The sequence below is a fragment of the Pseudonocardia acidicola genome, assembly GCF_012911935.1.
GTDB classification, from domain to species: Bacteria; Actinomycetota; Actinomycetes; order Mycobacteriales; family Pseudonocardiaceae; genus Pseudonocardia; species Pseudonocardia acidicola.
Window position 1 is genome coordinate 36,615 of record NZ_JAAXLA010000047.1, and the last position, 15,401, is coordinate 52,015.

The window sequence follows — 15,401 nt, forward strand, 5'->3', positions numbered from 1 at the left end:
GGATGGGCGACTACGAGCAGATCCGCTACGAGGTCGCGGACCACGTCCTCACCCTGACCCTGGACCGGCCCGACCGGCTCAACGCGTTCACCGGGCAGATGGGCGAGGAGCTGCGCGACGCGTTCGACCGGGCCGACGCCGACGACGACGTGCGCGCCGTCGTGATCACCGGGGCCGGCCGCGGGTTCTGCGCCGGCGCCGACCTCGGCGGCGGTGGCGCCACGTTCGACTACCGCGCGCGGAACACCGGGAACGCGCACCGGGACGGCGGTGGCCGGCTCACGCTGCGCATCTTCGAGTCGACGAAACCGGTCATCGGTGCGATCAACGGTCCGGCGGTGGGCGTCGGCGCCACCATGCTGCTGCCGATGGACGTGCGGCTCGCCTCGGCCGATGCCCGGTTCGGGTTCGTCTTCGCCCGCCGCGGCATCGTCCCGGAGGCGGCATCGAGCTGGTTCCTGCCCCGGGTGGTGGGGATCAGCCGTGCGATGGAGTGGGTGAGCACCGGCCGGGTGTTCGACGCCGAGGAGGCGCTGCGCGGCGGGCTCGTCCGATCCGTGCACGCCGCTGACGAGCTGCTGCCCGCCGCGTATGCGCTGGCCGCGGAGATCGTGGAGCACGCTGCCCCGGTCTCGGTGGCGCTGGCCCGGCAGATGATGTGGCGGATGCTCGGTGCCGACCACCCCGTCGAGGCGCACCGCGTCGACTCCCGGGCGATGGTGGAACGCGGGCGGTCGGCCGACGCCGCCGAGGGCATCGGGGCGTTCCTGGAGAAGCGCCCTGCGGTCTTCCCGGACCGGGTCTCGGCCGACATGCCGGCGTTCTACCCGTGGTGGCCGGACCGGCCGTTCGTTCCGCTGCCCGGCGCGGACCCGGGCACCCCCGGGGGATGACCACAGCCCGGGACACCGGGCACGCCGTGCGCTCGTCGCGCCTTCGGCGCCACTGGGCGCTACACGCGGCGTCAGGCCGACGACGCTGCGTTGTGCTGCGCAATCATGACCGTCAGTAGCGAGCTCGGTACGCTGCTGGTCGGCGCAGAACCAGCGGAGCCGGGTCCGAGCTGTGAGGTGAGATCGCCGATGGCCGCGGCCGTCACTCCCGTGCCGGATTCCGGGCGCGCGCCCGACCGCCGTCCGCGCGTCGTCCTGCTGGACGTGTTCGACACGATGGTCCGGCTCGACGCGCTGCGGACGCGCTTCGTCGACGTCGGGCGACCCGAGCACGAGTGCGATCTGTTCATCGCCCGCACGCTGCGTGACGGGATCGCGATGGCGGTGGCCGGGCCGCCCCAGCCGTTCGTGCCGCAGGTGCTCGAGACCCTGCGCTCGACCACCGGGCACAAGCTCTCCGAGGAGGCGCTGAACCACGTCCTCGACGGCTTCCGCAGCCTGCCGCCGTACCCGGACGCCGAGCTCGCGCTGATCACCCTGGCCAAGGCGAAGATCCCGGCCTACGCGTTCACCTACGGCGGCGCCCGGGGCGCGGCCGACGCGCTCGACCGCGCCGGGCTGCGCACCTATCTGCGCGGCACGCTGTCCAGCGACGAGCTCGGCGCGTTCAAGCCCGCCGGCGACGCCTATCGGCTGGCCTGCGCGGAGGTGCACGCCGAGCCGGACCGGGTCGCGATGGTCACCGCGCACAGCTGGGACGTCCACGGTGCGATGCGGGCCGGCCTGGTCGGCGGCCTGGCCACCCGGCTCGAGGGCGGGGTGCCGCGGACCATCGACCGGCCGCACGTGCAGGCGGAACGGGTCGACCAGGTCGTCGACCTGCTGCTCGAGCTGCCCGCCTGAGACGAGCGGCGGCGCCACCGGCCGGCCCCGGCTCACGCCCCCAGCGCGCGGCGCCGGCCCGGCACCGCACCGCGCCCGAGGTCGGCCCGCCGCCCGGCCGCCGCGCCGTCGGCGAACCCGGACCCGGACAGCGTCGACCGGCGGGCCCGCGTCAGGTCGGGGAACGCCTCCGCGTAGGCCCGGTCCACCCGGGCCTCCCGATCGACCAGCACCAGCGCCGCCCCGCCGCCGGATCCCGGAACGCGCTCGGCGGCTGCCGCTTCCTCGGCCGCACGCAACCGCTCGTGCACCTGGGCGGCGAACCCGTGCAGCCAGGACCGCCGGTACGCGGCCACCGACTCACCGGGCCGTTCCGGGCGCCGACGCACCAGCTGGGTGGTCGCCTGCAGCAGCAGCGAGGTGTAGAGCAGCTCCACCCGCTCCCGGTCGGAGGCGTAGCCGAACACCGTGACCGCCCGGACCTTGCCGGTGTACGCGCCGTGCATGACCCACCGGCAGCGCAGCGCGGTGGCGGTCCAGCCCAGCAGCCGGGCCTTGCCCGCGCTGTACGGGTCCTCCATCGCGATGCGCACCATGCCGATGTCGTCGCGCCCCGGATCAGCCGCCGCGAGCAGGGCCTCGTCGATGCCGTGCCGGGCCATCAGCTCGACGGCCTTGGCGTTGTAGGTCTCCGCCTCGGCCTCGGTGCCGGCCCGCTCGGCCTTGGCGAGTAGCTTGCGGATCCGGTCCAGCGTGGTGCTCATCGCGGCCCCTCTTCGAACTGATGTTCGGACGACGATGTTCCTACCAGGTCTCGCCGACAGACGCCGCGCGGCACGCCCACTACACCCGCGCGGACGACGGCCGGAGAGGGACGGGGGACCCACCGTCGTCGGGGGCCGGTTCTACCCTGAGGGAGCCATGCCAGACCCCTCGACCTACCGCCCGGCCCCGGGATCCATCCCGGAGGCCCCCGGGGTGTACCGGTTCTCCGATCCCAACGGCCGCGTCATCTACGTCGGCAAGGCGAAGAGCCTGCGCAGCAGGCTGAACTCCTACTTCGCCGACCTGTCGAGCCTGCACCCGCGGACCCGGCAGATGGTCCTCACCGCCGCGAAGGTGGAGTGGACCGTGGTCGGCACCGAGGTCGAGGCACTCCAGCTCGAGTACAACTGGATCAAGGAGTTCGACCCCCGGTTCAACGTCCGCTACCGCGACGACAAGACCTACCCGGTGCTCGCGGTGACGATGAACGAGGAGTACCCGCGGCTGCACGTCTACCGCGGACCGCGCCGCAAGGGCGTGCGCTACTTCGGGCCCTATGCCCACGCCTGGGCGATTCGGGAGACCCTCGACCTGCTGCTGCGGGTGTTCCCGGCGCGCACCTGCTCGGCCGGGGTGTTCCGCCGGCACGGCCAGATCGGCCGGCCGTGCCTGCTCGGCTACATCGACAAGTGCTCCGCGCCCTGCGTCGGCACCGTCGACGCCGCGCAGCACCGGGGGATCGTGGAGGACTTCTGCGACTTCCTCTCCGGGCGCACGGACCGGATGGTCCGCCACCTCGAGCGTCGGATGGAGGAGGCGTCGGAGGCGCTCGAGTTCGAGAAGGCCGCCCGGCTGCGTGACGACATCGGGGCCCTGCGCCGGGCCATGGAACGCCAGGCCGTGGTGCTGGGCGACGGTACCGACGCCGACGTCGTCGCGTTCGCCGACGACGAGCTGGAGGCCGCCGTCCAGGTCTTCCACGTGCGCGGTGGCCGGGTCCGGGGGCAGCGCGGCTGGGTCATCGACAAGGTCGAGCCGACCGACACGGCGCAGCTCGTCGAACGGTTCGTCACCCAGTTCTACGGCGAGCAGGCCGCCCTGGCGGAGTCCGCCGACGACGCCTACCAGCCGGTGCCCAGGGAGATCCTGGTCCCGGAGCTGCCCGCCGAGGCCGATGCCCTCGCCGAGTGGCTGAGCGGGCTGCGCGGCTCGCGGGTGCATCTGCGGGTGCCGCAGCGCGGCGACAAGCGGGCGCTGGCCGAGACGGTCGCGCGCAACGCCGCGGAGGCGTTCACCCAGCACAAGCTGCGCCGGGCCGGGGACCTGACCGCGCGCTCCGCGGCGCTGCAGGAGATCCAGGACGCGCTGGGACTGGACTCCGCACCGCTGCGCATCGAGTGCGTCGACGTCAGCCACGTCCAGGGCACCGACGTCGTGGCCTCGCTGGTGGTGTTCGAGGACGGGCTGGCCCGCAAGTCCGACTACCGCCGCTTCGAGATCCGCGGCGGCGCCGAGGGCGGTGACGTCGCGGCGATCGCCGAGGTCGTCCGGCGCCGGTTCCGGCGCTACCTCGCGGAGACGTCGGGCGACGAGCCGGACGCGGGCGGTAACGGCTCGGATGATCCAGTCGAACGATCCGGCATCAGCTCCCCGCCCGCCGCCGACACCGCGGCCCGTCCCGGGATCGACCCGACGACCGGCCGGCCGCGCAGGTTCGCCTACCCGCCGAACCTGCTCGTCGTCGACGGCGGGCAGCCCCAGGTGGAGGCCGCGGCCGACGTGCTGGCCGAGCTCGGCATCACCGACGTCGCGGTGTGCGGGCTGGCCAAGCGGCTCGAGGAGATCTGGCTGCCCGCGGAGCCCGACCCGGTCATCCTGTCGCGCACCAGCGAGGGGCTCTACCTGCTGCAGCGGGTCCGCGACGAGGCGCACCGGTTCGCCATCACCTACCACCGCAACCGGCGCTCGGCCCGGATGACCGCCTCCGAGCTCGACGGCGTCCCCGGGCTCGGGCCGTCGCGGCGGCAGGCCCTGCTCAAGCATTTCGGCTCGGTGCGCAGGCTCAAGGCCGCCGGCGCCGAGGAGATCGCCGCGCTGCCCGGATTCGGGCCGCGGACCGCCGCGGCGGTGGTCGCCGCGCTCAACGGACCGGTCGCCGAGCCCGCGGCCGGCCAGGCTCGGGGGGAAGACCGGTGAGTGCATCCGAGGCGAGCGTCCCGTCCGCTCCGGGCATCGAGGTCGCGCTGGTCAGCGGTCTGTCCGGGGCCGGTCGGAGTACCGCGGCCAAGGTGCTGGAGGACCTGGGCTGGTTCGTGGTCGACAACCTGCCGCCCGAGCTCATCGCCACCATGGTCGATCTCGGCGCCCGGGCCTCCGGGGAGATCACCCGCATCGCGGTGGTGATGGACGTGCGCAGCCGCGCGTTCTCCGCCGACCTCGGTGCCGTGATCAAGGACCTGGACGCCCGCGGCTACAAGCCGCGGCTGCTGTTCCTGGAGGCCACCGACGCGGTGCTGGTGCGCCGCTTCGAGCAGGTCCGGCGCAGCCACCCGCTGCAGGGTGACGGCCGGCTGGCCGACGGCATCGCGGCCGAACGCGAACTGCTGCGCCCGCTGCGCGAGACCGCCGACCTCGTCGTCGACACCTCGACGCTGTCGGTTCACCAGCTGCGCGCCCGCATCGAGCGGGTCTTCGACACCGGCGTCGAACAGGTCACCCGGGTGACGATCATGTCCTTCGGCTACAAGTACGGCCTGCCGATGGACTCCGATCTCGTCGTCGACGTGCGGTTCCTGCCGAACCCGTTCTGGATCCCGGAACTGCGCGAGCACACCGGCCGCGACACCGAGGTGCGCGACTACGTGCTCAGCCAGGAGGGCGCCGAGGAGTTCATCACCCGCTACCTCGACCTGCTGCGGCTGGTCGGGGCCGGCTACCGGCGCGAGGGCAAGCGCTACCTGGCCCTGTCGGTCGGCTGCACCGGCGGCAAGCACCGCAGCGTCGCGATCAGCGAGGAGCTGGCGCGGCGGCTGTCGGGTTCCGAGGGCGTGACGGTCAGCGTCTCGCACCGCGACCTGGGGCGCGAGTGAAGGCCGTGGCGCTGGGCGGCGGGCACGGCCTGCACGCCACGCTCTCCGCACTGCGCGCGCTCGCCGAGAACCACGCCGCAGGCCCCCCCGCCATCACCGACATCACCGCCGTCGTCACCGTGGCCGACGACGGCGGGTCGTCCGGGCGGCTGCGCCGGGAGCTGGGGATGCTCCCGCCGGGCGACCTGCGGATGGCGATGGCGGCGCTGGCCGCGGCGCCGCTCGGGGTGGGTGACCCGGCCGGGTCGCTGTGGGTGCGGCTGGTCCAGCACCGCTTCGGCGGTACCGGCGCGCTCGCCGGGCACGCGGTCGGGAACCTGCTGCTCGCCGGGCTGATGGACGTGCTCGACGACCCGGTGGCCGCGCTGGACGAGGTCTGCCGGCTGCTGGGGGTGCGTGGCCGGGTGCTGCCGATGAGCCTTGCGCCGCTGGACATCGAGGCCGAGGTCACCGGCCTGGACGACGACCCGGGCCGGGCGCGCCGGATCCGCGGGCAGGTGGCGGTGGCGTCCACTCCGGGCCGGGTGCGTCGGGTCTGGCTGCGCCCGGAGCGGCCCCCGGCGTGCGCGCAGGCGGTGGCCGCCGTCCGGGCCGCCGACCTGGTGCTGCTCGGCCCCGGGTCGTGGTTCACCAGCGTGCTGCCGCACCTGCTCGTGCCGGAGCTGCGCGAGGCGCTGATGGACACCGCGGCGCACCGCGTGGTGGTCCTCAACCTGGCCCCGGAGCCGGGGGAGACCGCCGGGTTCTCCCCCGAACAACACCTGGCCGTACTCTCTCAGCACGCTCCCGGTCTGCGCGTCCACGCCGTGCTCGCCGATGTGGCCGCCGTTGCGGTGCCGCATCGGCTGGACCATGTCGCGCGGGCGATGCTGTTCCCGGACGGGAGGGTGCACCTGGCCCCGGTGGCCGCGGCGGATCCCGCGGTGCCAAGACATGACCCGGCGGCCCTGGCCGACGCGCTGCGCGCTGTGCTGCCGGCCCCCGCGATCTCGCGGGAGCCGGCAGCGGACGCGGCAGCGCTCGGGCCGGACGTCGTCGAGAGGAGGACATGACGGTGGCGAACCCGCCCGGGAGGATGCTGCGATGGCGATGACGGCGGCGGTCAAGGACGAGCTGAGCCGGCTGACGGTGACCAAGCCGTCGTCGCGCCGTGCCGAGGTGGCGTCGCTGCTCCGCTTCGCCGGCGGGCTGCACATCGTCGGCGGCCGGGTGGTGATCGAGGCCGAGGTCGACACCGGCTCGGTGGCCCGCCGGCTGCGCCGCGAGATCCACGAGCTGTACGGGCACACCTGCGAGGCGCACGTGATCAGCGCGGGCGGCCTGCGCCGCGGGGCCCGCTACGTGATCCGGGTGGTCCGCGACGGCGAGGGGCTCGCCCGCCAGACCGGGCTGCTCGACGCGCGGGGGCGTCCCGTGCGCGGGCTGCCGCCGCCCGTCGTGTCCGGTGACGTGGCCGACGCCGAGGCGGCCTGGCGCGGGGCGTTCCTGGCGCACGGTTCGCTGACCGAGCCCGGCCGGTCGTCCGCGCTGGAGGTCACCTGCCCCGGCCCGGAGGCGGCGCTGGCCCTCGTCGGCGCGGCGCGGCGGCTCGGGGTCACGGCCAAGGCGCGGGAGGTCCGTGGGGCCGACCGGGTCGTCGTCCGCGACGGCGATGCGATCAGCGCGCTGCTGACCCGGATGGGGGCGCACTCGTCGGTGCTGGCCTGGGAGGAGCGGCGGATGCGTCGCGAGGTCCGGGCCACGGCCAACCGGCTGGCGAACTTCGACGACGCGAACCTGCGCCGCTCGGCCCGGGCCGCGGTCGCCGCGGCGGCGCGGGTGCAGCGTGCGCTGGAGATCCTCGGCGACGACGTGCCGCAGCACCTGCTCGCCGCGGGCAAGCTGCGTGCCGAGCACACCCAGGCCTCGCTGGAGGAACTCGGCCAGCTGGCCGACCCGCCGATGACCAAGGACGCGGTGGCCGGCCGGATCCGGCGGCTGCTGCACATGGCCGACAAGCGGGCCGCAGACCTGGGCATCCCGGACACCGAGTCGGCGGTCACCCCGGAGATGCTCGAGGAGACCTGACCGGTCCGGATGCCGGTCCCTACCCCGATCACGTGCCGCCAGGGCCCCGCCCCGGCGGCACGTGATCGCCGTTGCGGGGCCTGGTCCGCGGGGATCGCGGCCCGACCTCCGGTCAGGCCCGCCGCGATGCGTCATCGGACACATCGTGACGAAGTCGGCGCAGGTCACCCGGCCTCCGCCCCTCCCGGAGCCACCGCTGGGCGATAAGGTGACTCGCGATTCCCACGGTGACGGGCGACGACGATCTCAGGAGGCATGCGTGACGGTGCGGGTTGGCGTGAACGGGTTCGGGCGGATCGGCCGTAACTTCTGGCGGGCGGTGGACGCCCAGCGGGCAGCCGGCACCAGCGACATCGAGATCGTCGCGGTCAACGACATCACCGACAACGCGACGCTGGCGCATCTGCTGAAGTACGACTCGATCCTCGGCCGGCTGCCCTACGAGGTGTCCTCGACCGACGAGGAGATCGTCGTCGACGGCAAGGGCTTCAAGGGCCTCGCCGTGCGCGACCCCGCCGAGCTGCCCTGGAAGGACCTGGGCGTCGACGTGGTCGTCGAATCGACCGGTCTGTTCACCAAGCGCGAGGCGGCGGCCAAGCACCTCGACGCAGGGGCGAAGAAGGTCGTCATCTCGGCGCCGGCCACGGGTGAGGACCTGACCGTGGTCAAGGGTGTGAACGATGCCGACTACGACGGGTCGCAGACGATCGTCTCGAACGCCTCCTGCACCACCAACTGCCTGGCCCCGATGGCCAAGGTGCTCGACGACCTGGTCGGGATCGAGCGGGGTCTGATGACCACGATCCACGCCTACACCCAGGACCAGAACCTGCAGGACGGCCCGCACAAGGACCTGCGCCGGGCCCGCGCGGCGGCGCTGAACATCGTGCCCACCTCCACCGGCGCGGCCAAGGCGATCTCGCTGGTGCTGCCGCACCTGAAGGGCAAGCTCGACGGCTACGCCCTGCGGGTGCCGATCCCGACCGGCTCGGCCACCGACCTGACCGCGACCGTCGGCCGGGAGACCACCGTCGAGGAGGTCAACGCGGCGATGAAGGCGGCCGCGGAGGGCCCGCTCAAGGGTGTGCTGAAGTACACCGAGGACCCGATCGTGTCCTCGGACATCGTGACCGACCCGCACTCGTGCATCTTCGACGCCGGCCTGACCAAGGTGATCGGCGACCAGGTGAAGATCGTGGGCTGGTACGACAACGAGTGGGGCTACTCGAACCGGCTGGTCGACATCACCGCGCTGGTTGCGTCGAAGCTCTGAGCAGACCGATGAAGACTGTCGCCGACCTGATCGCCGAGGGCGTCGGCGGGCGGACCGTGCTGGTCCGCTCGGACCTCAACGTCCCGCTCGACGACGCCGGGAACATCACCGACGACGGCCGGATCCGGGCCTCGGTCCCGACCATCCAGGAGCTGTCCGGCGCCGGGGCGCAGGTGATCATCGCCGCGCACCTCGGGCGACCGAAGGGCGGACCGGATCCGAAGTACTCGCTGGCCCCCGTCGCGGCTCGGCTCGGCGAGCTGCTGGGGGCGCCGGTCCGGCTCGTCCAGCTCTCCGACGGCACGCCGAGCATGGCCGCCGGTGACGTGGTGCTGCTGGAGAACATCCGGTTCGACCCGCGCGAGACGTCCAAGAACGACGACGAGCGGGCCGCGCTGGCCGATGAGCTGGTCGCGCTGACCGGTGAGGACGGCGCGTTCGTCTCCGACGGGTTCGGCGTGGTGCACCGCAAGCAGGCCTCGGTCTACGACGTCGCCCAGGACCTGCCGGCCTACGCCGGTGACCTGGTGCAGGCCGAGGTCGCGGTGCTCAGCCGGCTGGCGGGCGACCCGAAGCGGCCCTACGTCGTGGTGCTGGGCGGCTCGAAGGTCTCCGACAAGCTCGGCGTGATCACCGCGCTGCTGCCGAAGGTCGACGCGGTGCTGGTCGGCGGCGGGATGTGCTTCACCTTCCTCGCGGCCCAGGGCCACGGCGTCGGCGACTCGCTGCTCGAGGCCGACCAGATCGACACCTGCCGGCGCTTCCTGGAGAGCGGCAAGATCGTGCTGCCGACCGACGTGGTGGTGGCCGACCGGTTCGCGGCCGACGCCGAGACCGCGGTGGTCGCCGCGGACGCGATCCCGGACGGCCGGCTGGGCCTGGACATCGGGCCGGACAGCGTGGCCCGCTTCGCCGAGGTGCTGGAGGGCGCGGCCACCGTGTTCTGGAACGGGCCGATGGGCGTGTTCGAGATGGCGCCGTTCGCGGCCGGGACGCGGGGGGTGGCCGAGGCGGTGGCCAAGGCCGGCACCAGCGTCGTCGGCGGCGGCGACTCCGCGGCCGCGGTCCGCGCACTGGGGCTCGACGAGTCCGCCTACTCCCACATCTCGACCGGCGGCGGCGCGTCGCTGGAGTACCTGGAGGGCAAGGCGCTGCCGGGCCTGTCCGTAGTGGAGCAGTGATGGCCCGCAAGCCGTTGATCGCCGGCAACTGGAAGATGCACCTCAACCACCTCGAGGCCATCGCCTGCGTGCAGAAGCTCGCCTTCGCACTGCCGGAGAAGTACTACGACAAGGTCGACGTCGCGGTCTTCCCGTCGTTCACCAACATCCGCAGCGTGCAGACCCTCGTCGACGGCGACAAGCTGCTGATGGTGCACGGCGCGCAGGACGTCTCGCCGCACGACTCCGGGGCCTACACCGGCGACGTGTCCGGGCCGCAGCTGGCCAAGCTGGGCTGCACGTTCGTGATCGTCGGGCACAGTGAGCGCCGGGAGATCCACCACGAGGACGACGCGATCGTCAACGCCAAGGTCCGTGCGGTGGTCCGCAACGGGATGACCCCGGTGCTGTGCGTGGGGGAGGGCCTGGAGGTTCGGGAGTCCGGCCGGCACGTCGAGCACACGACGGCGCAGCTGACCGCCGGGCTGGACAAGGTGACCAGCGAGCAGGTTCAGAACCTGGTCGTCGCCTACGAGCCGGTGTGGGCGATCGGGACCGGGCGGGTGGCGACCCCGGCCGATGCGCAGGAGGTCTGCGCCGCGCTGCGGGCGACCATCGCGGCGAAGTACGGCGACACCCTCGCCGGCGGTGTCCGGGTGCTCTACGGCGGCTCGGTCAAGGCCAAGAACATCGGCGAGATCGTCGCCCAGCCGGACGTGGACGGCGCGCTGGTCGGCGGGGCGAGCCTGGACGCCGACGAGTTCGCCCAGATCTGCGCGATCGCGGCCGGCGGACCGCTGCCGTAACGCAGCGCGTCCGCCAGCGGACGGTCGGTTACGGTCGGCGAACGGTTCCGTGCCTCCGACCAGGGGGAACGTGTGACCCGGGACAAATGGGCCAGCGGTCGCGGGTACGCTGGCGAGCCCGAGCGAATGAGGATGGGATGAAGCTCGCCCTACAGATCGTGCTGATCGTCTCCAGCATCCTGCTGGTGCTGCTGATCCTGCTGCACCGCGGACGCGGCGGCGGGCTGTCGAGCCTGTTCGGCGGCGGCGTGCAGTCCAGCCTGTCCGGCTCGAGTGTCGTGGAGAAGAACCTGGACCGGCTCACGCTGTTCACGGCCGCGATCTGGCTCATCGCGATCATCGGAACCGGCATGCTGGTCAAGGTCGGGGCCTGAGGAGGTATGGCGATGGCAGGTGGCAACGCGATCCGTGGCACCCGGGTGGGTGCGGGCCCGATGGGTGAGTCCGAGCGCGGTGAGACCGCGCCGCGGGAGCGGATCTCCTACTACTGCTCGAACGGTCACGAGACGAAGCCGTCGTTCGCGGCCGAGGCGGAGATCCCCGAGTCGTGGGACTGCCCGCGTTGCGGTCTGCCGGCCGGCCGGGACAACCAGAGCCCGCCGGCGCCGCCGCGCAACGAGCCGTACAAGACGCACCTCGCCTACGTGAAGGAGCGGCGCAGCGACGCCGACGGCGCGGCCATCCTGGAAGAGGCGCTCGGCCGGCTGCGGGCCTCCCGCGAGCTCTGATCTGCGGATGGGTATCCGCGCTGCGCTGCGCGGGAAGGTGATGCGGGCGGTCGACGAGGTCGTCGCCCGCTATCACGTCGAGCATCTCGCCGAACTGCGCGAGGAACTGGCGCAGGTGCGGTCCGGGATCGATGACCGGGTACGGCGCGAGGTCGACCGCGCGGTCGCCGAGGCCCGCGAGATCGAGGTCCGTGCCCGTCGTGACCTCTTCGCCGCCGCCGAGCGGGAGGCCGTCGCCTCCAGCGCCCGGTTCGTGCAGCGCGAGATGGCCGACGCGGCCAGCCGGCCGGACCCGCACGCGACCCTGGACTACGCCCTCTCGCTGGCCCCGACCGGCGGGATGGCGCTCGAGTTCGGCGTCTACACAGGGTCCACGCTGAAGCTCATCGCGGCGGCGCGGGACGGCGGGGGGGTCTACGGGTTCGACTCGTTCGACGGGCTGCCCGAGACGTGGCGGGCCGGCTTCCGGGCCGGCGCGTTCGGCGTCGAGGGGCAGCCGCCCGAGGTTCCCGGCGCCGAACTGGTCGTCGGGTTGTTCGACGAGACACTGCCCGGCTTCCTCGCCGAGCACCCGGGCCCGGTGGACCTGCTGCACATCGACGCCGACCTCTACAGCTCGGCGGCCACCGTGCTGGAGCTGGTCGGCCCGCGGTTGCGCCGGGGCAGTGTGATCGTGTTCGACGAGTTCTTCAACTATCCCGGCTGGGAGGATCACGAGGCCCGCGCCTGGTGGGAGTACGTCGCCGCGCATCCCGGGCTGGGTTTCCGGTACGCGGCGTACACCCACGACAACGAGCAGGTCGTCGTCCGGCTCGGCTAGCCCGGGCCCCGGCAGCCGCTGTGCCCGGACGCGGTGAGGATCGCGAGCAACGCCCGGGTGAGGCCGGCGCCCATGTCGTCGGGGGCGGCGGCCCCGGCGCCGGGGTGGCCCGGTTCGAAGACCGCCCGGCCGGCGCCCACGGAGAACAGCACGTGGTAGGCGGTGCCGCGGCGGTCACGGTGACCGCGTGCAGCCCCTCCCGGGTGGCCAGGTCGAGGGCCGCGTCGAGCATCCGTGCGGGGGAGTCCGCGCTGCGGAGCCGGCGGGGGTTCGCACGACGCCTGCGGAATTCCTGAGATCGCCGCTGAGCGGGGACGCGGATCAGCGCAACTGCCCTACTGTGGCCGGCGACTGGAGTGCGTGCTCCAGAAGTTCCGGTCACCGGGGGAGGAGTCGGGGATGACGGAGACGACGGCGGAGCTGGTGCTCGACGAGCAGTTCATGGCCGATCCGCACGCCCTGTACGCGGTACTGCGCGAGCAGCGCCCGGTGGTGCGGTCGGTGACCCCGCAGGGGCTGCACGTCTGGCTCGTGACCCGCTACGACGACGTCCGCGCCGCGCTCACCGACGCGCGGCTGTCCAAGGACGGCGCCGCGTTCGGCCGGGTGCTCGAACGGCACTCGGTCGCCCCGGAACGCCGCCTGGCGTTCGCCGAGGCGCTCACCGCGCACATGCTCAACTCCGACCCGCCCGACCACACCCGGCTGCGCAAGCTCGTCGGCAAGGCGTTCACGGTGCGCGCCATCGCCCGGCTGCGCCCGCGCATCGAACAGATCGCCGCGGCGCTGGCCGACGACATGCAGGCGGGTCCCGGCGAGGTCGATCTGCTCGACGCGTTCGCCTTCCCGCTGCCGATGACCGTGATCTGTGAGCTGCTCGGGGTGCCCGACGGCGAGCGCGAGAGCTTCCGCGGCTGGTCGAACACGCTGCTCTCGGCCGCCCACCCGGAGCAGCGGCAGGCGGCCGCGATGGCGATGGCCGAGTACCTGATCCGGCTCGTCGAGGACAAGCGGGCCCACCCGGGCGAGGACATGCTCTCCGCGATCGTCGAGGCTTCCGAGGACTCCGACCGGCTCTCGGCCACCGAGACGGTCTCGATGGCGTTCCTGCTGCTGGTCGCCGGGCACGAGACGACGGTCAACCTGATCGGCAACGGCATGCTCGCCCTGCTGCGCCGTCCCGATCAGCTCGCCGCGCTGCGCGCCGAGCCGGAGCTGACCGCGAGCGCGGTCGAGGAGTTCCTGCGCTTCGACGGGCCGGTGAACCTCGCGACGTTCCGGCACACCACCGAGCCGGTGACGATCGCCGGCACCGAGATCCCGGCCGGTGAGGTGGTGCTGGTGTCGCTGGCCTCGGCGAACCGCGACCCGGCGCACTACGCGCGCGCCGACGAGCTCGACCTGCGCCGTGACGCCGGCAACCTGGCCTTCGGGTTCGGCATCCACCACTGCCTCGGGGCGCCGCTTGCCCGGCTGGAGGGTGAGATCGCGTTCCGCACGCTGCTGGCGCGGTTCCCGGAGCTGGCGCTGGCCGCCGAGCCGGAGGAGCTGTCGTGGCGGTCGAGCACGCTCATCCGCGGCCTGACCCGGCTGCCGGTGAGCCTCGGCAACCCGGCCGTGACGGCGTAGCCTTCGCCGCGTGACGCGCTGGACGCTGACTCCGGACCGTATCCCGACCGCCTGGTTCAATGTGGCGCCCCATCTGCTCAAGCCGCTCGACCCGCCGCTGCATCCCGCGACCCGCCAGCCGGTCGGGCCGGAGGATCTGGCCCCGCTGTTCCCCATGGAACTGATCGGTCAGGAGATGAGCGCGGAGCCGTGGATCGACGTCCCGGGCGAGGTGCTCGACATCCTGCGGCTGTGGCGGCCCACGCCGCTGATCCGGGCGACGCGCCTGGAGAAGGCGCTGGGCACCCCGGCGCGGATCTACTTCAAGGACGAGTCGGTGTCACCGGCCGGCAGCCACAAGCCCAACACCGCCGTCGCGCAGGCGTTCTACAACAAGCGCGAGGGCATCAGCCGGCTGACCACGGAGACCGGCGCCGGGCAGTGGGGCACCGCGCTCGCGTTCGCCTGCTCCCAGTTCGACCTGGACCTGCAGGTCTACATGGTGCGTGCGTCCTACGAGCAGAAGCCGTACCGGCGGGTGGCCATGGAGACCTGGGGCGGATCGGTCGTCGCGTCCCCGGTCGACGAGCCGGGCCACCCCGGCTCGCTGGGCAGCGCGATCTCCGACGCGGTGCGCGACTGCGTCGGTCGCGCCGACACGCACTACGCGCTCGGCTCGGTGCTCAACCACGTGCTTCTGCACCAGACCGTGATCGGTCTGGAGGCCAGGGAGCAGCTCGAGCTCGCGGGGGAGCGGCTGCCGGACGTGGTGATCGCGCCCTGCGGGGGCGGATCGAACCTCGGTGGGATCGCGTTCCCGTTCGTCCCCGACACCGGCGTGCGGCTGGTCGCCGCCGAGCCGCTGTCGTGCCCGACGCTCACCCAGGGCCGATTCGACTACGACTTCGGCGACACCGCCGGATTCACCCCGCTGCTGCCGATGTACACCCTGGGGCACGACTTCGTCCCGCCGTCCATCCACGCGGGCGGGCTGCGCTACCACGGCGACTCGCCACTGGTGTCCGCGCTGGTCCGGGACGGGCGGATCGAGGCCGTCGCCTACCCGCAGAGCACGGTGTTCGAGGCGTCGGTGCAGTTCGCCAAGACCGAGGGCAAGATCCCGGCCCCGGAGGCCGGGCATGCCGTCCGCGCGGCGATCGACGAAGCGTTGGCCGCCAAGGAGACCGGCGAGGAGAAGGTGATCCTGTTCAACTTCTGCGGCCACGGCCTCCTCGACCTGTCGGCCTACGACGACTACCTCAACGGCCGCCTCCCCGACGAGCAGGGCTGATCCGCCCTCAGCCCTGACC

Annotated in this window: 16 protein-coding genes; 14 read left to right on the top strand and 2 right to left on the bottom strand. The window is 73.1% G+C overall.

Features of this window, described 5'->3' with window-relative positions; translation table 11 throughout:
• Positions 1 to 2: 2 nt before the first annotated feature.
• The gene (locus HF526_RS22470; protein WP_169383529.1) at positions 3 to 893 is read left to right on the top strand and encodes a crotonase/enoyl-CoA hydratase family protein; all 891 of its coding nucleotides are present in this window, start codon (positions 3 to 5) and stop codon (positions 891 to 893) included.
• Between the two features lie 189 nt (positions 894 to 1,082).
• Entirely contained in the window at positions 1,083 to 1,796 is a 714-nt protein-coding gene (locus HF526_RS22475; RefSeq protein ID WP_169383530.1) for an HAD-IA family hydrolase, read from the top strand.
• A 32-nt stretch (positions 1,797 to 1,828) separates the two neighbouring features.
• Here the strand turns inward: HF526_RS22475 and HF526_RS22480 are convergent, their stop codons facing one another.
• Positions 1,829 to 2,539 carry a DUF2786 domain-containing protein gene (locus HF526_RS22480; RefSeq protein WP_169383531.1) on the bottom strand — a complete coding sequence of 237 codons (711 nt, stop codon included), beginning with the start codon at positions 2,537 to 2,539 and terminating at the stop codon, positions 1,829 to 1,831.
• A 157-nt stretch (positions 2,540 to 2,696) separates the two neighbouring features.
• Here HF526_RS22480 and uvrC point away from each other — a divergent pair, with 157 nt between their 5' ends.
• From uvrC to HF526_RS22530, 10 genes are all read left to right on the top strand, one after another.
• The gene (uvrC, locus tag HF526_RS22485) at positions 2,697 to 4,736 is read left to right on the top strand and encodes an excinuclease ABC subunit UvrC (protein ID WP_169383532.1); all 2,040 of its coding nucleotides are present in this window, start codon (positions 2,697 to 2,699) and stop codon (positions 4,734 to 4,736) included.
• Positions 4,737 to 4,771: 35 nt separating this feature from the next.
• Entirely contained in the window at positions 4,772 to 5,629 is an 858-nt protein-coding gene (gene rapZ, locus HF526_RS22490) for an RNase adapter RapZ (RefSeq protein ID WP_169383548.1), read from the top strand.
• Entirely contained in the window at positions 5,626 to 6,681 is a 1,056-nt protein-coding gene (locus HF526_RS22495; protein WP_169383533.1) for a uridine diphosphate-N-acetylglucosamine-binding protein YvcK, read from the top strand. The genes rapZ and HF526_RS22495 overlap by 4 nt, the downstream gene beginning before the upstream one ends.
• Positions 6,682 to 6,712: 31 nt before the next feature.
• Positions 6,713 to 7,696: a DNA-binding protein WhiA gene (whiA, locus tag HF526_RS22500; protein WP_169383534.1), complete on the top strand. Its 984-nt coding sequence runs from the start codon at positions 6,713 to 6,715 to the stop codon at positions 7,694 to 7,696.
• 259 nt (positions 7,697 to 7,955) lie between these two features.
• A complete protein-coding gene (gene gap / locus HF526_RS22505; RefSeq protein WP_169383535.1) occupies positions 7,956 to 8,969 on the top strand; it encodes a type I glyceraldehyde-3-phosphate dehydrogenase in 1,014 nt (337 codons plus the stop codon).
• Between the two features lie 8 nt (positions 8,970 to 8,977).
• A complete protein-coding gene (locus HF526_RS22510; protein WP_169383536.1) occupies positions 8,978 to 10,150 on the top strand; it encodes a phosphoglycerate kinase in 1,173 nt (390 codons plus the stop codon).
• Positions 10,150 to 10,935, top strand: a complete 786-nt coding sequence (gene tpiA, locus HF526_RS22515; RefSeq protein WP_169383537.1) for a triose-phosphate isomerase — start codon at positions 10,150 to 10,152, stop codon at positions 10,933 to 10,935. The genes HF526_RS22510 and tpiA overlap by 1 nt, the downstream gene beginning before the upstream one ends.
• Positions 10,936 to 11,072: 137 nt before the next feature.
• Positions 11,073 to 11,309, top strand: coding sequence for a preprotein translocase subunit SecG (gene secG / locus HF526_RS22520; RefSeq protein ID WP_169383538.1), 237 nt, complete (start codon positions 11,073 to 11,075; stop codon positions 11,307 to 11,309).
• Positions 11,310 to 11,321: 12 nt separating this feature from the next.
• The gene (locus HF526_RS22525) at positions 11,322 to 11,663 is read left to right on the top strand and encodes an RNA polymerase-binding protein RbpA (protein WP_169383539.1); all 342 of its coding nucleotides are present in this window, start codon (positions 11,322 to 11,324) and stop codon (positions 11,661 to 11,663) included.
• A 7-nt stretch (positions 11,664 to 11,670) separates the two neighbouring features.
• A complete protein-coding gene (locus HF526_RS22530; RefSeq protein WP_169383540.1) occupies positions 11,671 to 12,483 on the top strand; it encodes a class I SAM-dependent methyltransferase in 813 nt (270 codons plus the stop codon).
• On the opposite strand, the gene HF526_RS22535 is transcribed toward HF526_RS22530, so the two are convergent.
• A complete protein-coding gene (locus HF526_RS22535) occupies positions 12,480 to 12,635 on the bottom strand; it encodes a hypothetical protein (protein WP_169383541.1) in 156 nt (51 codons plus the stop codon). The genes HF526_RS22530 and HF526_RS22535 overlap by 4 nt on opposite strands.
• Positions 12,636 to 12,882: 247 nt before the next feature.
• Between HF526_RS22535 and HF526_RS22540 the strand changes: the two genes are divergently transcribed.
• Both HF526_RS22540 and HF526_RS22545 read left to right on the top strand, forming a co-directional pair.
• On the top strand, positions 12,883 to 14,112 hold the full coding sequence (locus HF526_RS22540) for a cytochrome P450 family protein (protein WP_169383542.1): 1,230 nt from the start codon (positions 12,883 to 12,885) through the stop codon (positions 14,110 to 14,112).
• Positions 14,113 to 14,122: 10 nt separating this feature from the next.
• Positions 14,123 to 15,382: a TrpB-like pyridoxal phosphate-dependent enzyme gene (locus tag HF526_RS22545; RefSeq protein WP_169383543.1), complete on the top strand. Its 1,260-nt coding sequence runs from the start codon at positions 14,123 to 14,125 to the stop codon at positions 15,380 to 15,382.
• Positions 15,383 to 15,401 lie beyond the last annotated feature (19 nt).